Consider the following 15,468-nt stretch of genomic DNA (forward strand, 5'->3'; position numbering starts at 1 on the left):
TCCCCCTATTCCTCGGGAATGCCGAAGGCCGCTTCGCGCGGATCGGCTCCGACGCGCCCGGACGCGTCAGCGTCATCATCCAGGGCGGTGATCTGTGCGATCTCCTCCTCCGTGAGCTCGAAGCCGTTGACGTCGAGGTTCTGACGGACACGCTCCGGCTGACGAGACCGCGGGAAGACCACGATGCCCTGCTGCAGATGCCACCGCACAATCACCTGGGCGGGGTTCACACCGTGTTCCTTTGCGATGGCTGTGATCACGGGATGGTCGAGCAGGCCGCGCCCCAGCGGCGACCACGCCTCGGTGACGATGCCACGCTTGGCATCATCGGCCCGCTGCTCCGGCTGGGAGAGCCCGGGGTGCAGCTCGATCTGGTTGACAGCCGGGACAACACCGGTGGCGTCGATGATCTCGTCGAGGACCTCCGGGTAGAAGTTCGAGACACCGATGGAGGTCGTCTTCCCCGCCTCCCTGGCTGCGATCAGGGACCGCCATGCATCCACGTAGCGTCCGTAGGACGGCAGCGGCCAGTGGATCAACCAGAGGTCGACGTGGTCAAGACCGAGGTTTGTCAGCGAGGTGTCGATAGCTTCGGCCGCCTTGCCCGGAGCCTGATCGGCGTTCCACAGTTTCGTGGTGATGTAGAGGTCATCACGGGTGGCCTCACCGTCGGCGATGGCGTCGGCGATCGCGCGACCCACTTCCTTCTCGTTGCCGTAGGCGGCGGCGGTGTCGATGTGGCGGGCACCGGCGGAGATCGCCGCGCGGGTGGACGAGTAGGCGTCCTCCGGTGAGAGTTCCCAGACCCCGAGGCCGAGCTGAGGGATCTCCTGTCCGTCGTTGAGGGTGACTGTCACACGTGTCTGGTTCGTATCTGTCATGGCGACCAGCGTAGGCTTCCCACGCCGTGCGTGCACTGACGTGAAAACATTCACAGAGGTTGACATAGCATTGTGTTTATACAACACTTTGTGCCATGTCCCCGAAGAAGAAACCGCTGCGCCCGATCCACAACAGGATCCGGGTACTCCGCGCGGAACGGGACATGTCACGCGCGGAGCTGGCGTCGCTGATCGACGTCAACCCCCAGACCGTGGGCGCACTCGAACGGGGCGACCACTCCCCCAGTCTCGACCTCGCTTTCCGCATCTGCGAGGTCTTCGGCCTTCCGGTCGAGGCAGTGTTCAGCCGCACGGAGTTCGCGCCGATGTCCACCGAGATCTACCGGAAGGATCAGCGATGAGCTTCATGGAAGCCCTCAACACCTGGGCCGAGAAGCGGGCAGACCGACGGACTGGACGCTGGATCGCCAGAGCAGAGTCCATCTCCGGTCATCTGCCGAGGTTGCGAACAGACAGCCGGGTACGCGTCTTGATCCGGATCTATGTCGGGTCCCTGGTGGCAGGACTACTCACTGCAATTGGGCAGATCTTCTGGGCCCCGTTTCTGTTCGCATGGATTCCGTTCACCCTCATCGTCTGTACAAGCTGGACTATGCTGCGCACCGTAATCAACAGCCGCGACGTCGCTCCTGACTCCGAACTCGATGAGTACGAAGCGAAGGTTCTCCGTACCTGGCAGGTCGCGGCCTACGGATGGATGACGCTGATCATCCTCACCGTCAGCATCTTCATGGTGTTCGTAGCTGTATTCAACCCCGACAGTCTCGACCGCTGGGTCTACACCGGCGGGCTTCTCACCATTCTCGGAATGATGTCCGCCACGGCCCTGCCCACCATCGCCTACGCGACAACCTTCGGCCCTGTTCCCCCGCCAAACAACTAGTCTGGCCATTGTCACCCCTCAACCAGAGGAGAACTTCATGCCCACCCTCGAACTCGACCATCTCAACAAGACCTTCGGAAGCGGTGATTCCGCGGTCCGGGCACTTACGGACATGACCTTCACCGTGCACCCCGGCGAGATCTACGGTTTCGTCGGCTCCAACGGCGCCGGTAAATCAACAGCCATGCGCATTGCGCTGGGGGTCCTGGCCTCCGACACCGGCGAAGCCAGAGTCGATGGCACGCCGATCAACGACGACATACGACGCACCATCGGGTACATGCCGGAAGAACGCGGCCTCTACGACAAAGAGAAGATTGCCGATCAGCTGATCTTCTTCGGTCGCTTGCACGGCCTCACGAAGCAGGCGGCGACATCCGCCACCACGGATCTCCTGGAACAGCTCGGGCTCGCCGAACGCGCCGAAGCCAAACTCCAGGAACTCTCCCTGGGTAACCAGCAGCGCGTCCAATTGGCGGCATCGCTGGTACACCATCCTGAACTGCTCATCCTCGACGAGCCCTTCAGCGGGCTCGACCCTGTCGCCGTGTCCGTGATGAGCGATATGCTCCTGTCGAAGGCCGCCGAGGGGGTGCCTGTACTCTTCTCCTCCCACCAGCTTGACCTGGTGCAGAGGCTCTGCCACCGGGTAGGCATCATCACCAGGGGTGAGATGAAGGCGGAAGGGACCGTCGACGACCTCCGCAGCCGCGGGCCGGTGCTGTACGAGGTGTCGACGACGGCGCGTGACTGGTATCCGGCCGGCACCCGTGTGATCGCGTCCGACGAGAACTCGGTCGTCCTCGACGCCGGCCATGTCGGCGACCAGGAGATCCTTCACGCCGCCCTCGACGCCGGCACTGTCCACGGCTTCACCCGACGTGTCCCCGATCTCACCGATCTTTTCAAGGAGGTCGTCTCCGCATGAGCACGCGAACAACACCCAGCGCGGGCGCGCCCGGCTACTCGCGGGCCAGCGCCATCCGCACCGTCACAGGACGGGAAATCCAGGTCGCGACGAAGAACAAGGGCATCATAGCCACCTTCATCATTGTCCTGATCGTCGTTGTCGGCGCCATCTTCGTCATCAACTACTTCACCAACAAGGACAGCGACAACCCGGAACTCCTCGTCTCGGGCGCAGACGTAGCCGTCGTCTCTGAAATCGCTGGCGACGGTATCGATGTGAGCACCGTCGATGGCCGGGATGCCGCTGTATCCGCCGTCGAGGACGGAAAAGACGCCGCACTCGTCCGAACCGACGACAGCTTCGAACTCCTCAGTGACGGTAGCCCGGACGCTTCCCTCTCCGCCGCTGCACAGGCTGCGGCCTCAGCAATCGCCCAGAACGACGCGTTAACCTCTGTCGGGGTCGACCCTGCGGAGTTCACCGCTGCTCTTCCCGATGCCACGGTGACCACGACCGACATCTCCGATGACGCGCAGGAAGACACGATCGCCGCCGTGGTCACCACCATGCTCGGCACCATGGTCGTGCTGACCTTTATCATGATCTTCGCCGGAAACGTCGGCGGGCGGGTCACAGAAGAGAAGTCCTCCCGCGTCGTCGAGATCATCCTCGCGACCATCCGTCCGATCGACCTGCTCATCGGCAAGGTTCTGGCCATGCTTGTCATCGGTTTCATCGGTACTGTCGTCATCCTAGGAGTCGCAATGGCTGCCTTGAGCACGACAGGCATGCTCGACGACATCCAGGTAGATGCAGCGACGCTACCGGTTCTCCTCGTCTCCTTCATCCTGGGCATGCTCTTCTTCAGTGCCCTCTACGCCGCTGCCGGATCGCTCGTGAGCAAGGCCGAGGACCTCAGCAGCACCCAGATGCCGGTGATGCTGATCTTCTTCGCGGTGATGTACCCACCGATCTTCGGGTGGAGCGCCCCGGATTCCACGGTGATGCAGGTTCTGTCGTGGGTGCCGCCGATGTCCCTGGGGGTCGCGCCGATGCGTTATGCCGCCGGTGACATGTCCCTCGGATTGTTGGCTGCGTCCTACGCGCTCCTGGCACTGACCACTCTCCTGGTCCTGCTCCTGGTCGCCCGCATCTACCGGGGATCGATCCTGAACAACGGCAAGAAGATGACCTGGATGCGTGCCATCCGCTCCAGCTAGGCGGCGACCAGTGTCATCTGAGCCACCGTAGGGGTCATATTTCTTCTCGGAATTGACCTCTGCGGTGACTCAGATCGTCAACGCTCTCAGCCTCGGGTGTTCACCACAGCGAAACGGGACTGAAATGCACCACCAGTTCACTGGGGAGCATGATTGACACCGTTCCCGTCACCACCGTCGATGAACTCAACAGGATGACTCCCACCCAGGTCGCAGACATGATCGGAGACCTGCTGTATTCCCCCCAGCTCGGAGCGGCCATCGCTGCAGCCGCCCCCTTCAGAAGCCTCGAGCATGTGCTCGACGCGGCTCACCGTGAGCTGTTGCGCCTACCGCGCGTCGAGATCCTCGCCAGTATCCAGGCCCACCCGGTGCTGGGAGAGAAAACCACCGACTCCTATTCACGCGAAGAACAGTCGTTCATCCTCGACTCACCGCCCGAAGTCCTCGTCGAGATCGCCGACCTCTGCCAGCGCTACGAGGCACGGTTCCACCACATCTTCCTGGTCTGCGCCCAGGGCATCGGCGGGCATGAAGTACTGCTCCTGCTCAAACGTCGGCTGGAGAATCCCACAGTCACCGAATGGGAAACCACCGTGCGTGAACTCGGGAGGATCAACGTCCTCCGGTTACGAACGGTGGTCCGGTAGCTCGACCTGCCTGACTGCTAACGCGCGTCCACCAGGTCGATGATGAAGACCAGGGTGCGTCCTGCCAACGGGTTGCCCGCCCCGGCGGGGCCGTAGGCGAGCTCCGGGGGGATGGTGAGCTTCCGACGCCCGTTGACTTTCATGCCCGGGATACCCTCCTGCCAGCCCTGGATGAGGCCGGAGAGGGGGAACTCGATGGTTTGTCCACGGTCCCAGGAGGAGTCGAATTCCTGCCCGGACTCGTAGTCGACCCCCACATAGTGCACCTCGACCATGCCACCGGCCACGGCTTCGGCACCGTCACCGACGGTGATGTCCTCGATGACCAGTTGAGAGGGCGCGGGGCCGGACTGGGGATCGATGGTGGGCTTGCTCATGGAACGTCTCCTGAAGTTTCGCGGGCGTACTAACTGTCTCAGATTACCAGTACACCCCCGGCAGCAGGCGAAACGGCGGATGCCCGGCCGCTGCAGTGTCGCAGCGGCCGGGCATCGGGAGACAGTCCGTCAGACTGCGGCTTTCAACCTAGCGCTTGTCGCGGGAAACGAAGGCGCGCTTGCCCTCGCCGGTGTAGATCTGGCGCGGACGGTTGATCTTCGCCGTCGGCTCGTTGATCTGCTCCAGGTAGTGTGCGATCCAGCCCGGCAGACGACCCATGGCGAACAGGACGGTGAAGAAGTCCGTCGGGAAGCCCATGGCACGGTAAATCAGGCCGGTGTAGAAGTCCACGTTCGGGTACAGCTTACGGGAGATGAAGTAGTCGTCGTTGAGGGCGATGTCCTCGAGCTTCATCGCGAGATCCAGCAGGTTGTCGCCACCGAGGTGGTCAAGGATCTCGTGTGCGGACTCCTTGACGATAGCGGCACGCGGATCGTAGTTCTTGTACACGCGGTGTCCGAAGCCCATGAGCTTGACACCGGGCTCCTTGTTCTTCACGCGGTTCATGAAGTCGGTCGCGTCGCCACCGTTGTCGTGGATCTCTTCGAGCATCTCCAGGACAGCCTGGTTGGCTCCGCCGTGCAGCGGGCCGGACAGAGCGTTAACGCCCGCCGCAATGGACGAGTAGATGTTCGCGTGCGAGGAGCCGACCATACGCACGGTCGAGGTGGAGCAGTTCTGCTCGTGGTCTGCGTGCAGGATGAGCAGCTTGTCCAGTGCCTTGGACAGCACCGGGTCAACCTCGTAGTCCTCGGTCGGGTAGCCGAACATGTTGCGCAGGAAATTCTCGCGCGCATTCAGCTTGTTGTCCGGGTACATGTAGGGCTTGCCCTTGGACGCGCGGTAGGCGTAAGCCGCCAGCATCGGCACCTTCGCCATCAGTCGGTAGGTGTTCTTCTTCTGGAAGTCCGTGTTCAGCGGGTCGAGCTCGTCCTCGTAGTAGGTCGCGAGGATGTTGACCGAGGACGCCAGCACGTTCATCGGGTGCGCGTTGCGCGGGAAGATCTTGAACTGGCTCTTGAAATCCTCGTCGAGCAGCGTGTGACGGCGGATATTGGCGTTGAAGCTTTCGAGTTCCTCGTCATTCGGCAGCTCACCGTTGATGAGGAGGTAACTGACCTCGTTGAAGGTGGCGTTGTTCGCCAGATCAGCGATGTCGTACCCACGGTAACGCAGAATTCCTTCGCCACCGTCGATGTAGGTGATCTCGGAGAGGGTGGAACCTGTGTTCACGTAGCCGGGGTCAACGGTGGTCAAACCGGTTTCGGCGAGCAGCTTGCCCAGTGCGAATCCGGAGTTTCCTTCGTTGGCCTTGACGATCGGCATTTCGTATTCGCCACCGGGGTAGTGGAGAACGGCCTTGTCCTGGTTGTCGGAAGCCATTGACAGCCCTTTCGTTTATTCAGGTACTTCGATGCTTTCGGTTGTGTCCCCTGGGCCGGAGATCACCGACCCGGGGCCCGCCTCGAACCGAGCGGCCCGGCATGAATAAAGCTCATACTGCAGACCGTCGACGATCGTGGGATAGGACACACTGTACCCAATACCCCCCACACGGACACAGTAGGGTCGTACGGTATCCCCGTCAGCCACCCCCGTTGCATCCCGGTGTGTGGGACATCCGGTTCCACGAAATGGCTCGACCGGCTAGGCTGACGACGTTCCCGTACCACCGTGCTTGGAAGACTAGGAAGAGACCAGGAAAGCCGATCATGAGCGACCAGTTCCCCACCCTGCCCGAGAACCTCCTCCCCGCCGACGGTCGATTCGGCTGCGGCCCGTCGAAGGTCCGTCAGGACCAGATTGACGCCATTGTCTCCGGTAGCCGAGACATCATCGGCACCTCGCACCGCCAGCCTGCCGTGAAGAATCTCGTAGGGTCTGTCCGGGAAGGTCTGTCGACTCTCTTCAACCTCCCCGAGGGTTACGAGATCATCACCTCCCTGGGTGGTGCCACCGCGTTCTGGGACTCGGCGTCTTTCGGTCTGATCCGGAACAAGTCCGCTCATCTGACCTACGGTGAGTTCTCCGGAAAGTTCGCCTCAGTGTCCAAGAAGGCCCCGTGGTTGGAGGCGCCCGAGGTCGTCGCTTCCGAGCCAGGTACCGCCCCCTCCCCCGGGCAGCTGGACGGGGTGGACGCCGACCTCGTCGGGTGGGCGCACAACGAGACATCCACCGGTGCGATGGTGGACGTCACGCGTCCTGCGACGGACGCACTGGTCGCCATCGACGCCACCTCCGGTGCCGGCGGGCTGCCCGTGGACATCGCCGAGACCGACGTCTACTACTTCTCCCCCCAGAAATGCTTCGCCTCGGACGGTGGCCTCTGGTTTGCTGCCTTCTCCCCGTCCGCCCTGGAGCGCGTCGAGGAGATCGCCGCCACCGACCGTTATATCCCGGCGTTCCTCGACCTGAAGACCGCTGTGGACAACTCGCGTAAGAACCAGACCTACAACACCCCCGCCGTCGGCACGCTGCTGATGATGGATGCCCAGGTGAAGTGGATGAATGCCAACGGCGGCCTAGACGGGATGGTCGCGCGCACCTCCGAGTCGTCCTCCACGCTGTACAACTGGGCGGAGTCCCGCCCGGAGACCTCTCCGTTCGTCGCTGACCCGTCCAGCCGCTCGCTGGTCGTCGGCACCATCGACTTCGAGGAGTCGGTCGACGCCGACGTCATCGCGAAGACGCTGCGTGCCAACGGCGTCCTCGACACCGAGCCCTACCGGAAGCTGGGTCGCAACCAGCTGCGTATCGGTATGTTCCCCGCCATCGACCCGGAAGATGTACGCACGCTCACCGGCGCGATCGACCACATTCTCGACTCCGGCATCGCCACCAGGTAGCGGCAGAGGCAGGGACACACCCGGACGCCCCGTCACCCTGGTACCCCTGCACCTGACTCACCCCCGGAAGCTCACGGTCTTCCGGGGGTTTCTGCGCTACTGTGGCGGAAAACACCCAGTGGATGGAGGTCCCACCGATGCAGGAACTGCGGTTCGTCAAAGACGACAGCGACCGGGCGTCCCTCGTTCTCCGCATGACCACCGATGAGGGCACCGGCGACACCCCTCGTGACGCCTCTGGTGACGTCACAGAGAGCGCGGGCGTCGCGGAGTTCTTCCTGCCGGTCACCGACGAACTGACGGAGTTCCTCGGCATTCCCACCGCAGTTCCGGAAACGACGGAGACAGAAGACGCCGCAGGGACGACGGATCCCGGGGCCCCTGACACCCCCCGGGACCCGGCCGCACGTGTTGTCGCACCGCTCTCCTCCGGTACACCGGAGCCGGTCGCGGTCCCAACGCGCGAGCGTGTTCACCTGCGGCCCAAGGAGATCCAGGACCGCATCCGCCATGGCGAAACCGTCGAGCAGATCGTCGCGGACACCGGAATGGAAGACCGCCGCGTCCGTCCTTTCGCCGTCCCGATCGCGATGGAACGCAACCGCATCGCCGACATGGCCCGGGACGCGCACCCGGTCCGGGCGGACGGGCCGACGGACAGTCCGCTGCGTGAAGTCCTGGCCGGCGCATTCGCCGCTCGGGGTGAGAGCCTGCGTGCGTCGGAATGGTCCGCAGCGATGGACTCCTCGGACCACTGGGTCATTTCGGTGAGCTGGACGAAGGGGAACCGTGAAGGAGGGTCCCGGTTTGTCGCTGACTTCCGTTACGTGCCTGGCGAGGACGGTCCCGCGACAGCAGAGCCGGTGAATTCGGTCGCCTCGGACCTGATCGACCCCCGTTTCGAACGACCTGTCCGCACGGTCTCGCCTGTCGTACCGACCAGTCGTCAGGACGATGTCGAAGACGAAGACCCGGACGATCCGGCGGGAGAGTCGGGCGTCCCGTCGCGCGACAACGATGCGACCCGCCCGGACAACAGGCCGGTCGATGCGGCATCTGACCCGACGGCGGATGCTCCCGTGGACCTTTTCGGACGTCGCACACACCCTGCTGGCGGGGACAACGACTCAGCCAAGCGGAAGAAGAAGGCCGTCACACCCCACTGGGAGGACGTCCTTCTCGGAGTACGGACGAACCCCAAGGCCAACGGCCGGAACAAGAAGAAGTAGACGACGGTGGGCTCCCCCGACTCCTCCGGTTCCACCGGTGCGCCTGACACGGTGGTGACCCTCTGGTTCGCCACTGCAGCGGTCCCGCGGGACGTTCTCACGGCCGAACCTGCCCCCGACCGCGGTTTCGCCCGGAAGTACCTCGCTCAACTCGGGGTCCGTCTAGAGGCCGAAAGTGACGGTACATCGACCCTCTTCGGGGACTTCTCTTCGCCGACGCATATCGGCGACTTCGACATGAACAGGTCCGCTCCCCCGGGGCGCCGCGAGTTCTATATCGGCGGGTATACGGGTCTATCGATCGTGCAGACGGTCCTCCCCGATGCCGGACTCTTGTCGGAGGTTCCCGTGCCTCTGCGGGACCTCATCGCCGCTGCGGACATTTACGTGACCTGCCGCACCCCGGACGATCCGGACGGGCTTGGCGGCTTCGCCCACTGGTCGGGCGGTGTACTCAAACGGTGCTTCACAGCCACCCGCGACAAGATCCTCGAGGACAACGGGCTTCCCGAACCGTTCGAGGCGCCCTTCTGGGAAGGCAACGTGGAGGCCTCCGGAATTCAGCTGCCGTTCCGCCCCGGGGAATTCGCTGCGGCGGCAGAGGAGTACTGGCTCGGTTTCCGTGTGGAGCGCGAAGGAATCGACATCCCGGTCTGCGCCTTCGCCCTGGACGGGCGCCCGGCGTCACGGCCCGGTCGCAGAGATTCCGGTTCATCAACGGCGCCGCACCGTCCCGTCAGCGCCGTCACCCCGAACACTCCCGGGTACGACGACTACGCCGACGGCAAGGAGTCCGCCACCAAAGCAACCCCCGATCTGCTTAAGGGGGCGGCACTCTCCGCAGTGACCGGGGTGGGACGCGGACTTCGTGGCGGTGTGCGTCTGTTCCAGACAGGCGCACACCGTATCGGCGACGAAGTCCGGCGACGCGCCCGCAACGCCGGACGCTAGGTCACACTCACCGGTCCTCCGTCGCACGTGAATGGTGCTGTCCCCGTGGTGCGAGTGTCGCCAACCCCAGGCCGAAGATAACCCAGGCCGTCAACACCCACCAGGGCATCGTTGCACTCGCGTCAGGGAAGTAACTCACCGTGCGGGTGAGAGTCGTCGTCGCTCCCGGAATGAGCCACTGTCCGATATGCCCGAGCGCTGCCGGCAAGAACTGGTACGGCACAGCGAACGCTGCCCACGGCATGGCCGCGAACAGTGTCAGCACAGCGGATAGGCCAAGTCCCCTCTTTCCGAGAATAGAGTGCATCCCCACGAACAGGGCGCTCGTGGCCGTGAGGGAGAGCGTCAGCGCCAGCCATACCGTCCCGAAGACACCCGGATACACCTGCAGCCATGATCCCAGGACAAGCGCCAGGACGAACCCGGCACCGATGCCGAATCCCAGGACTGCACTGACTCGTTGCCAACGTCCGACGACAGAGAACGATATGAGGACACTCACCAACAAGGCACCCACCGTCAGCGGAATTCCTGCCGTGGTCATCCCCACCCCGTTCGGGTCTCCATCCGAATAGGGAGCGACGTCAGTGTTCTGCACCATGGGCAGGCTACCCGGCACTTCCGATTCCGAGATTCCTTCAGCTACCCCTGCATACGCCTGCTCGCTGACTATCGACTGAAGACGGGAGGATATCTCCGCCATGATGGCATCAGGTACCTGCCCGTTCGCCGAGGCGGTCAGTACCTCAGGCTCCTGTTCAAGCACCAGCGCCCCGATGAAGTCACGTTGCTTAATGCCTTCCACGGCGGCAGGTCGGTCTCCGACGCTCACAAGATCGACGATCTCTCCCAGCTCATTTCCTGCAGCCTGAGTGAACCCGTCAACTGCCTCTGAAGGACCTGCCACAGCCACCGACATACCGTCTGGTTCTGCTTCTGCTGACGGCCAGACGAATGCGAGAACCAGCAACGTCAACGCCAGTGTCGTAGCGGAAACAACACCGCACACTGTGCCCCAACGGCTGGTAGCGTCCTGCACTTCTTCGGTCGTACTCATGCCAACCTCTTCAAAAAACGAATGTTCATTCTCTATAGTGTCCATGAGAAGATTCTCCGGGTCAAGAGGCACGACACAACCATGCCAGTAAGATGTTCCCCACCAACGTCCATGCAGAGAGGCAGCGACCAACTCCATGCCGAGGATCAGTCCTGAACGTCGCCAAGCCCGACGAGAGCAGATCGCCCGTGCAGCAGTGGAACAATTCGCTGCACGTGGCATCCACTCAACGTCGATGGCAAATATCATCGACGCATCGGGCCTCTCGGCCGGGGCCCTCTACACGCACTTCACGGGCAAGGACGAGATCATCACCTATGTGGCCCGCACGACTGTGAGCGGCATCTTCACCGGATTCAGCGAGCTACTTCACCGCTCCCCGCCACCGTCTCCCGGTGCCCTCATGGAACGCATCACAGAGCGGATCGACAGCGCCGATGTTCCTGTCGGGTTCATTGTGCAGGTCTGGTCCGAGGCGGTCACGAACCCGACTGTCCGCGACGCAGCCAACGAAGTCTACGGCGAAGCCTTCGGCTTTCTCCACCAATATTCCCGCTCGTGGCTCTCGACAGCCGGGGGCCTCGACGGTCAGCAAGCAGATGCCCAAGCGCCCCGACAGGCGCGACTGTTTATCAGCCTGATCTATGCGCACATTCTGCAATCCTCGATGCTCGACTCTTACGAGACCCCGACATTCCTCGACGACGTCGCCGGGCTCTTCCCCTCGGGTTGACGCCCCGTCGCAACGCCGGGCAGCCCGGCCGCACGGTCAGCCCGTCCGCTGCAGCAACATAACGGTCATTCCTCGTAACGGTCATGCAACCGCATCCACGTGTAGGGCGGGTCCTGGGGCCACCCTCGGGGCGAGTCCTCCCAGGTCTCCTGGCGTCCGTACGGGGTGAGGTCAAGGAGGTCGAACACCAGCATGAACGGCTCCTCGCCCCGGGCGAATGTGGACCAGGAGTGGAAGAGCTGCTCACCCTGTCGCACAAAAACGCTCAGTGCCTGGCGTTCCTCGCCGTCGACCGTCGCACCGAAATCCTCGTTGAACCTCCGTGCAGCATGTCCCCCTGAGGACACCCACGTGCCGTACGCGCTGAGCTCAGGATAGCCCGGATCGGCACCTACCGACAGGGCTTGCTGGCAGGGCTTGCTGATAGGGCCTGTCGTCAGAACTGCGCGGCGTAGAACCCGATCGCCGCCGACGTCGCCACATTCAGCGAGTCCGTCCCCGGCGACATGGGGATCTTCGCCCGTACATCAGCAGCCCGCATCGCATGTTCGGTCAATCCGGGACCTTCCGCACCGACCATCACGGCCACCTTGTCCGCTCCTGCGACAGCCTCGGACAATGTCGAGTCCGTGTTCGGTGTCATCGCCACCACCCGGTACCCGCGGGACTGCAGGTCGGCAAGACCCCGCTGCCACGTCGTCGGACGGGCACCGATGTGAGCGAACGGGGTGCGCAGCACATGCCCCATCGACACCCGCACCACCCGTCGGTACAACGGATCCGCGCACCCTGCCCCGAGCAATACCGCACCGACACCCAACCCGGCAGCATTCCGGAACAGGGCACCGATGTTCTCGTGGTCGCCCACGCCTTCCAGCACAGCGATCACCCTGTTGTCCGACGGAAGTCCGTCCAGCACGCTCTGCGGCGACGGTTCCTCCGCCCGGTCCGCAGTGGCGACCACACCACGATGCATGTCGAACCCTGCGACGGCAGCAAGCACGTCCCGGGACACCTCGTAGAAAGGCACGCCCTCGAGTCCACGGGCCACCTCCGGAGCAGAGACTGCGACCTGCCGCAGCTGCTCCAATCTGTGGGCGAAACCCACCACCTGGCGCACAGGGAACCGCGACGCCGCCAGTCGAGGCACGACCAGGTTTCCCTCGGCGACCACCAGGCCCTTGCCACCGGGCAGATCCGGGCGTTTGTCAGAGGAGTTCAGGTCGCGGATGTCATCAAGACGGGTGTCTGCCGGGTCAGTAATCGGTACGGGGGCGTCCAACACTGCTCTACCCCACCGCATCCATGATCGGGTCGATGGCGAAGTAGACCACGAACAAGATCGCCACCAGGTACATCAGCCAGTGCAGCGTCCGGCCGCGTCCGGTCACCAGCGCCATGATCGCATAGGCGATGAACCCCATGCCGATTCCGTTGGCGATGGAATAGGTGTACGGCATGATCACGATCGTCAGGAATGCCGGAAGCGCGATCTCGAACCGGGAGAAGTCAATCTCGGTGATCTGCCCCATCATCATCGCCCCGACGACGACCAGCACCGGTGCCGCGGCCTCGATCGGCACCACGGAGTACAGCGGGGTCAGGAACATCGCCGCCAGGAAGATCACACCGGTCACCACGTTCGCCAGGCCGGTGCGGGCGCCGTCGCCGATACCGGCGGCGGAGTCGACGAACACGGTGTTGGACGACGCCGAGACCGAACCGCCGACGGCAGCACCGGCACCTTCGATGATCAGGGCGGTGCGCAGATTAGGCAGGTTGCCCTGCTCGTCGACCAGGCGGCCCTGCTTACCCAACGCGGTCATGGTGCCCATCGCGTCGAAGAAGTTCGCGAGCACCAGGGTGAAGACCAGCAGGCATGCGGAGAGGGCACCGATTTTCGCGAAGGCACCGAAAAGGTCGACGGCGCCGACGAGGCTGAGGTCAGGGACGGAGCCGAGTGAATTCGGGATCTCCGGGGTGGCCATCTGCCATCCTTTGCCCTCACCGAAGTCGCCGGTGAGCGCCTGGACGATCATTGCGAAGACGGTGGTGACAATGATGCCGATGAAGAGCCCACCGCGGACCTTCTTTGCCACGAGGATGCCGCAGATGACCAGGCCGAGCACGAAGGTGGCCGTCGGCCAGGAGGCGATGGAGCCGTCAATACCCAGCGTGACCGGTACAGTGGTTCCGGCTGCGTCAGGGATACGCTGGACGAAACCGGAGTCCACCACGCCGACCATGGCGATGAAGAGGCCGATACCGACGCCGATCGCCGCCTTCAGCGAGTTCGGGATCGCATTGAAAACTGCCTCGCGGAAACCGGTGACTGCGAGGATGACGATGATCACACCGTCGATCACCACCAGGCCCATCGCCTGTGGCCAGGTAAGCCCTTCCGAGGCGACGAACGTGACCGCCACCAGGGTGTTGATTCCCAAGCCAGCGGCGATACCGAAGGGGTACTTCGCAAATACGCCGAACGCGATGGTCATCACGCCAGCGGCCAGCGCCGTAACAGCAGCGACCCGGGAAGTCCCCAGGACATCACCGTTGCCGTCCTCGACCGTCCCCAGGATCAGGGGATTGAGGATGATGATGTAGGCCATCGCGAAGAACGTCACGATACCGGCGCGGACTTCCGTGCCAATCGTCGAGCGACGTGCCGTGATGTGAAAGTACCGGTCGAGGGCCCCTGGTGCTGGTGCGGCGGTCTTCTCGCCGATGGAATCTGACATAAGTAGTAAGAATCGCACCAGGCAGGCCCGCGTGCAACCGGTGTGGCAGCATGGACAGCATGTCCCCTCGCGTTCAGTCGGCGCCGCGTGGCGCACGTACGGTGTCCGTCCTGTCCGTCGCCATGCTGGCGCTCACGATGACCGGGTGTTCTGCAGCCGAGGACGCCGAGGACGCCGTTTCCACCGTCCCGGTGCTGACGGCTGAGATCACAGACGAACACCCCTTCGACTCATCGTCCTTCACTCAGGGCCTGGAGGTTATGCCGGAGGGCGATCTGCTGGTGTCAACCGGTTTGAACGGCGAGTCCAGGATCTACCGTGCCCCCGTCGACGACGCTACCTCCCCCACCGTCAGCGACGACCTGGACGAGCGCTACTTCGGTGAGGGCGCCACCGTACACGGTGACAGGGTATGGCAACTCACGTGGAAATCAGGTGTCGCTTTCGCCCGGGACGCTGACACCCTGGAGGTCACCGACGAAGCCTCCTACGACGGCGAAGGGTGGGGACTGTGTTCCGACGGCGACCGGTTGGTCATGTCGGACGGGTCCCCCACCCTGACCTTCCGGGACCCCACAACGTTCGCCCCGACCGACAGTGTAGAGGTCACCCTCGACGGAGAACCCGTCGACGAGATCAATGAGCTGGAATGCACGGGCACCGGGGATGAACGCACGGTGTGGGCGAACGTGTGGCATTCCGACCGTATCCTGCGCATCGACCCGGCCACCGGTGATGTGACCGGGGTAGTCGACCTGGATCTCCCGGCAGGCGACAGGGACGGTGCCGACGTTCTCAACGGCATCGCCGAGAACCGCGCCGACGGGGCTCCCGACAACAGCTTCCTCGTGACCGGAAAACTGTGGGACACGCTCTACGAGGTGCAGTTCAGTGAGGAATAGCGGTGT

16 protein-coding genes and 1 pseudogene are annotated in these 15,468 nt (G+C 63.4%); 10 read left to right on the top strand and 7 right to left on the bottom strand.

Annotated elements, in window-relative coordinates:
- Positions 1 to 5: 5 nt before the first annotated feature.
- A complete protein-coding gene (locus CGLY_RS12855) occupies positions 6 to 881 on the bottom strand; it encodes an aldo/keto reductase (RefSeq protein ID WP_038550004.1) in 876 nt (291 codons plus the stop codon).
- A 95-nt stretch (positions 882 to 976) separates the two neighbouring features.
- On the opposite strand from CGLY_RS12855, the gene CGLY_RS12860 reads away from it, so the two are divergent.
- The 5 genes from CGLY_RS12860 to CGLY_RS12880 all read left to right on the top strand — a co-directional run bounded on the left by CGLY_RS12860 (position 977) and on the right by CGLY_RS12880 (position 4,565).
- Complete coding sequence (locus CGLY_RS12860; RefSeq protein WP_038550005.1) at positions 977 to 1,243, top strand: helix-turn-helix transcriptional regulator; 267 nt, start codon at positions 977 to 979, stop codon at positions 1,241 to 1,243.
- A complete protein-coding gene (locus CGLY_RS12865; RefSeq protein WP_038550006.1) occupies positions 1,240 to 1,785 on the top strand; it encodes a hypothetical protein in 546 nt (181 codons plus the stop codon). Before CGLY_RS12860 ends, CGLY_RS12865 begins: the two co-directional genes overlap by 4 nt.
- A 37-nt stretch (positions 1,786 to 1,822) precedes the next feature.
- Positions 1,823 to 2,713 (top strand): ABC transporter ATP-binding protein, encoded by an 891-nt coding sequence (locus tag CGLY_RS12870; protein ID WP_038550007.1) that lies wholly within the window; start codon positions 1,823 to 1,825, stop codon positions 2,711 to 2,713.
- Entirely contained in the window at positions 2,710 to 3,915 is a 1,206-nt protein-coding gene (locus CGLY_RS12875; RefSeq protein ID WP_052540173.1) for an ABC transporter permease, read from the top strand. The genes CGLY_RS12870 and CGLY_RS12875 overlap by 4 nt, the downstream gene beginning before the upstream one ends.
- A gap of 149 nt (positions 3,916 to 4,064) precedes the next feature.
- A complete protein-coding gene (locus CGLY_RS12880; protein WP_038550009.1) occupies positions 4,065 to 4,565 on the top strand; it encodes a 2-oxo-4-hydroxy-4-carboxy-5-ureidoimidazoline decarboxylase in 501 nt (166 codons plus the stop codon).
- Between the two features lie 17 nt (positions 4,566 to 4,582).
- Here the strand turns inward: CGLY_RS12880 and CGLY_RS12885 are convergent, their stop codons facing one another.
- On the bottom strand, positions 4,583 to 4,942 hold the full coding sequence (locus CGLY_RS12885; protein WP_038550011.1) for an FKBP-type peptidyl-prolyl cis-trans isomerase: 360 nt from the start codon (positions 4,940 to 4,942) through the stop codon (positions 4,583 to 4,585).
- A 148-nt stretch (positions 4,943 to 5,090) separates the two neighbouring features.
- Entirely contained in the window at positions 5,091 to 6,386 is a 1,296-nt protein-coding gene (locus CGLY_RS12890; protein ID WP_038550012.1) for a citrate synthase, read from the bottom strand.
- Between the two features lie 329 nt (positions 6,387 to 6,715).
- On the opposite strand from CGLY_RS12890, the gene serC reads away from it, so the two are divergent.
- The 3 genes from serC to CGLY_RS12905 all read left to right on the top strand — a co-directional run bounded on the left by serC (position 6,716) and on the right by CGLY_RS12905 (position 10,029).
- Positions 6,716 to 7,849, top strand: coding sequence for a phosphoserine transaminase (gene serC, locus CGLY_RS12895; RefSeq protein WP_038550013.1), 1,134 nt, complete (start codon positions 6,716 to 6,718; stop codon positions 7,847 to 7,849).
- Between the two features lie 101 nt (positions 7,850 to 7,950).
- A complete protein-coding gene (gene sepH, locus CGLY_RS12900; protein ID WP_227590275.1) occupies positions 7,951 to 9,078 on the top strand; it encodes a septation protein SepH in 1,128 nt (375 codons plus the stop codon).
- Between the two features lie 6 nt (positions 9,079 to 9,084).
- Positions 9,085 to 10,029 (top strand): DUF6928 family protein, encoded by a 945-nt coding sequence (locus CGLY_RS12905; RefSeq protein ID WP_052540175.1) that lies wholly within the window; start codon positions 9,085 to 9,087, stop codon positions 10,027 to 10,029.
- 7 nt (positions 10,030 to 10,036) lie between these two features.
- Here CGLY_RS12905 and CGLY_RS12910 read toward each other — a convergent pair whose 3' ends face one another.
- A complete protein-coding gene (locus CGLY_RS12910) occupies positions 10,037 to 11,086 on the bottom strand; it encodes a hypothetical protein (protein ID WP_038550015.1) in 1,050 nt (349 codons plus the stop codon).
- A gap of 235 nt (positions 11,087 to 11,321) precedes the next feature.
- Here CGLY_RS12910 and CGLY_RS16850 point away from each other — a divergent pair, with 235 nt between their 5' ends.
- On the top strand, positions 11,322 to 11,819 hold the full coding sequence (locus CGLY_RS16850) for a TetR/AcrR family transcriptional regulator (RefSeq protein WP_052540177.1): 498 nt from the start codon (positions 11,322 to 11,324) through the stop codon (positions 11,817 to 11,819).
- Positions 11,820 to 11,884: 65 nt separating this feature from the next.
- Here the strand turns inward: CGLY_RS16850 and CGLY_RS12920 are convergent.
- The 3 genes and pseudogenes from CGLY_RS12920 to CGLY_RS12930 all read right to left on the bottom strand — a co-directional run.
- Positions 11,885 to 12,169: pseudogene (locus CGLY_RS12920) on the bottom strand (DUF899 family protein); the annotation flags it as partial.
- Positions 12,170 to 12,255: 86 nt separating this feature from the next.
- Positions 12,256 to 13,122: a TrmH family RNA methyltransferase gene (locus CGLY_RS12925; RefSeq protein ID WP_081803929.1), complete on the bottom strand. Its 867-nt coding sequence runs from the start codon at positions 13,120 to 13,122 to the stop codon at positions 12,256 to 12,258.
- Complete coding sequence (locus CGLY_RS12930; protein ID WP_038550016.1) at positions 13,109 to 14,560, bottom strand: NCS2 family permease; 1,452 nt, start codon at positions 14,558 to 14,560, stop codon at positions 13,109 to 13,111. The genes CGLY_RS12925 and CGLY_RS12930 overlap by 14 nt, the downstream gene beginning before the upstream one ends.
- A 59-nt stretch (positions 14,561 to 14,619) precedes the next feature.
- On the opposite strand from CGLY_RS12930, the gene CGLY_RS12935 reads away from it, so the two are divergent.
- A complete protein-coding gene (locus CGLY_RS12935) occupies positions 14,620 to 15,462 on the top strand; it encodes a glutaminyl-peptide cyclotransferase (protein WP_227590276.1) in 843 nt (280 codons plus the stop codon).
- The last annotated feature ends 6 nt before the right edge of the window (positions 15,463 to 15,468 follow it).

The sequence above is a fragment of the Corynebacterium glyciniphilum AJ 3170 genome (assembly GCF_000626675.1).
GTDB lineage: Bacteria > Actinomycetota > Actinomycetes > Mycobacteriales > Mycobacteriaceae > Corynebacterium > Corynebacterium glyciniphilum.

Coding starts and splice junctions, on each gene's coding strand:
- CGLY_RS12865 (WP_038550006.1), top strand. CDS start 1,240: ATGAGCTTCATGGAAGCCCTCAACACCTGGGCCGAGAAGCGGGCAGAC.
- CGLY_RS12930 (WP_038550016.1), bottom strand. CDS start 14,560: ATGTCAGATTCCATCGGCGAGAAGACCGCCGCACCAGCACCAGGGGCC.
- CGLY_RS12860 (WP_038550005.1), top strand. CDS start 977: ATGTCCCCGAAGAAGAAACCGCTGCGCCCGATCCACAACAGGATCCGG.
- CGLY_RS12885 (WP_038550011.1), bottom strand. CDS start 4,942: ATGAGCAAGCCCACCATCGATCCCCAGTCCGGCCCCGCGCCCTCTCAA.
- serC (WP_038550013.1), top strand. CDS start 6,716: ATGAGCGACCAGTTCCCCACCCTGCCCGAGAACCTCCTCCCCGCCGAC.
- CGLY_RS12870 (WP_038550007.1), top strand. CDS start 1,823: ATGCCCACCCTCGAACTCGACCATCTCAACAAGACCTTCGGAAGCGGT.
- CGLY_RS12910 (WP_038550015.1), bottom strand. CDS start 11,086: ATGAGTACGACCGAAGAAGTGCAGGACGCTACCAGCCGTTGGGGCACA.
- CGLY_RS16850 (WP_052540177.1), top strand. CDS start 11,322: ATGGCAAATATCATCGACGCATCGGGCCTCTCGGCCGGGGCCCTCTAC.
- CGLY_RS12925 (WP_081803929.1), bottom strand. CDS start 13,122: ATGCGGTGGGGTAGAGCAGTGTTGGACGCCCCCGTACCGATTACTGAC.
- CGLY_RS12890 (WP_038550012.1), bottom strand. CDS start 6,386: ATGGCTTCCGACAACCAGGACAAGGCCGTTCTCCACTACCCCGGTGGC.
- CGLY_RS12875 (WP_052540173.1), top strand. CDS start 2,710: ATGAGCACGCGAACAACACCCAGCGCGGGCGCGCCCGGCTACTCGCGG.
- CGLY_RS12880 (WP_038550009.1), top strand. CDS start 4,065: ATGATTGACACCGTTCCCGTCACCACCGTCGATGAACTCAACAGGATG.
- CGLY_RS12855 (WP_038550004.1), bottom strand. CDS start 881: ATGACAGATACGAACCAGACACGTGTGACAGTCACCCTCAACGACGGA.
- CGLY_RS12935 (WP_227590276.1), top strand. CDS start 14,620: ATGTCCCCTCGCGTTCAGTCGGCGCCGCGTGGCGCACGTACGGTGTCC.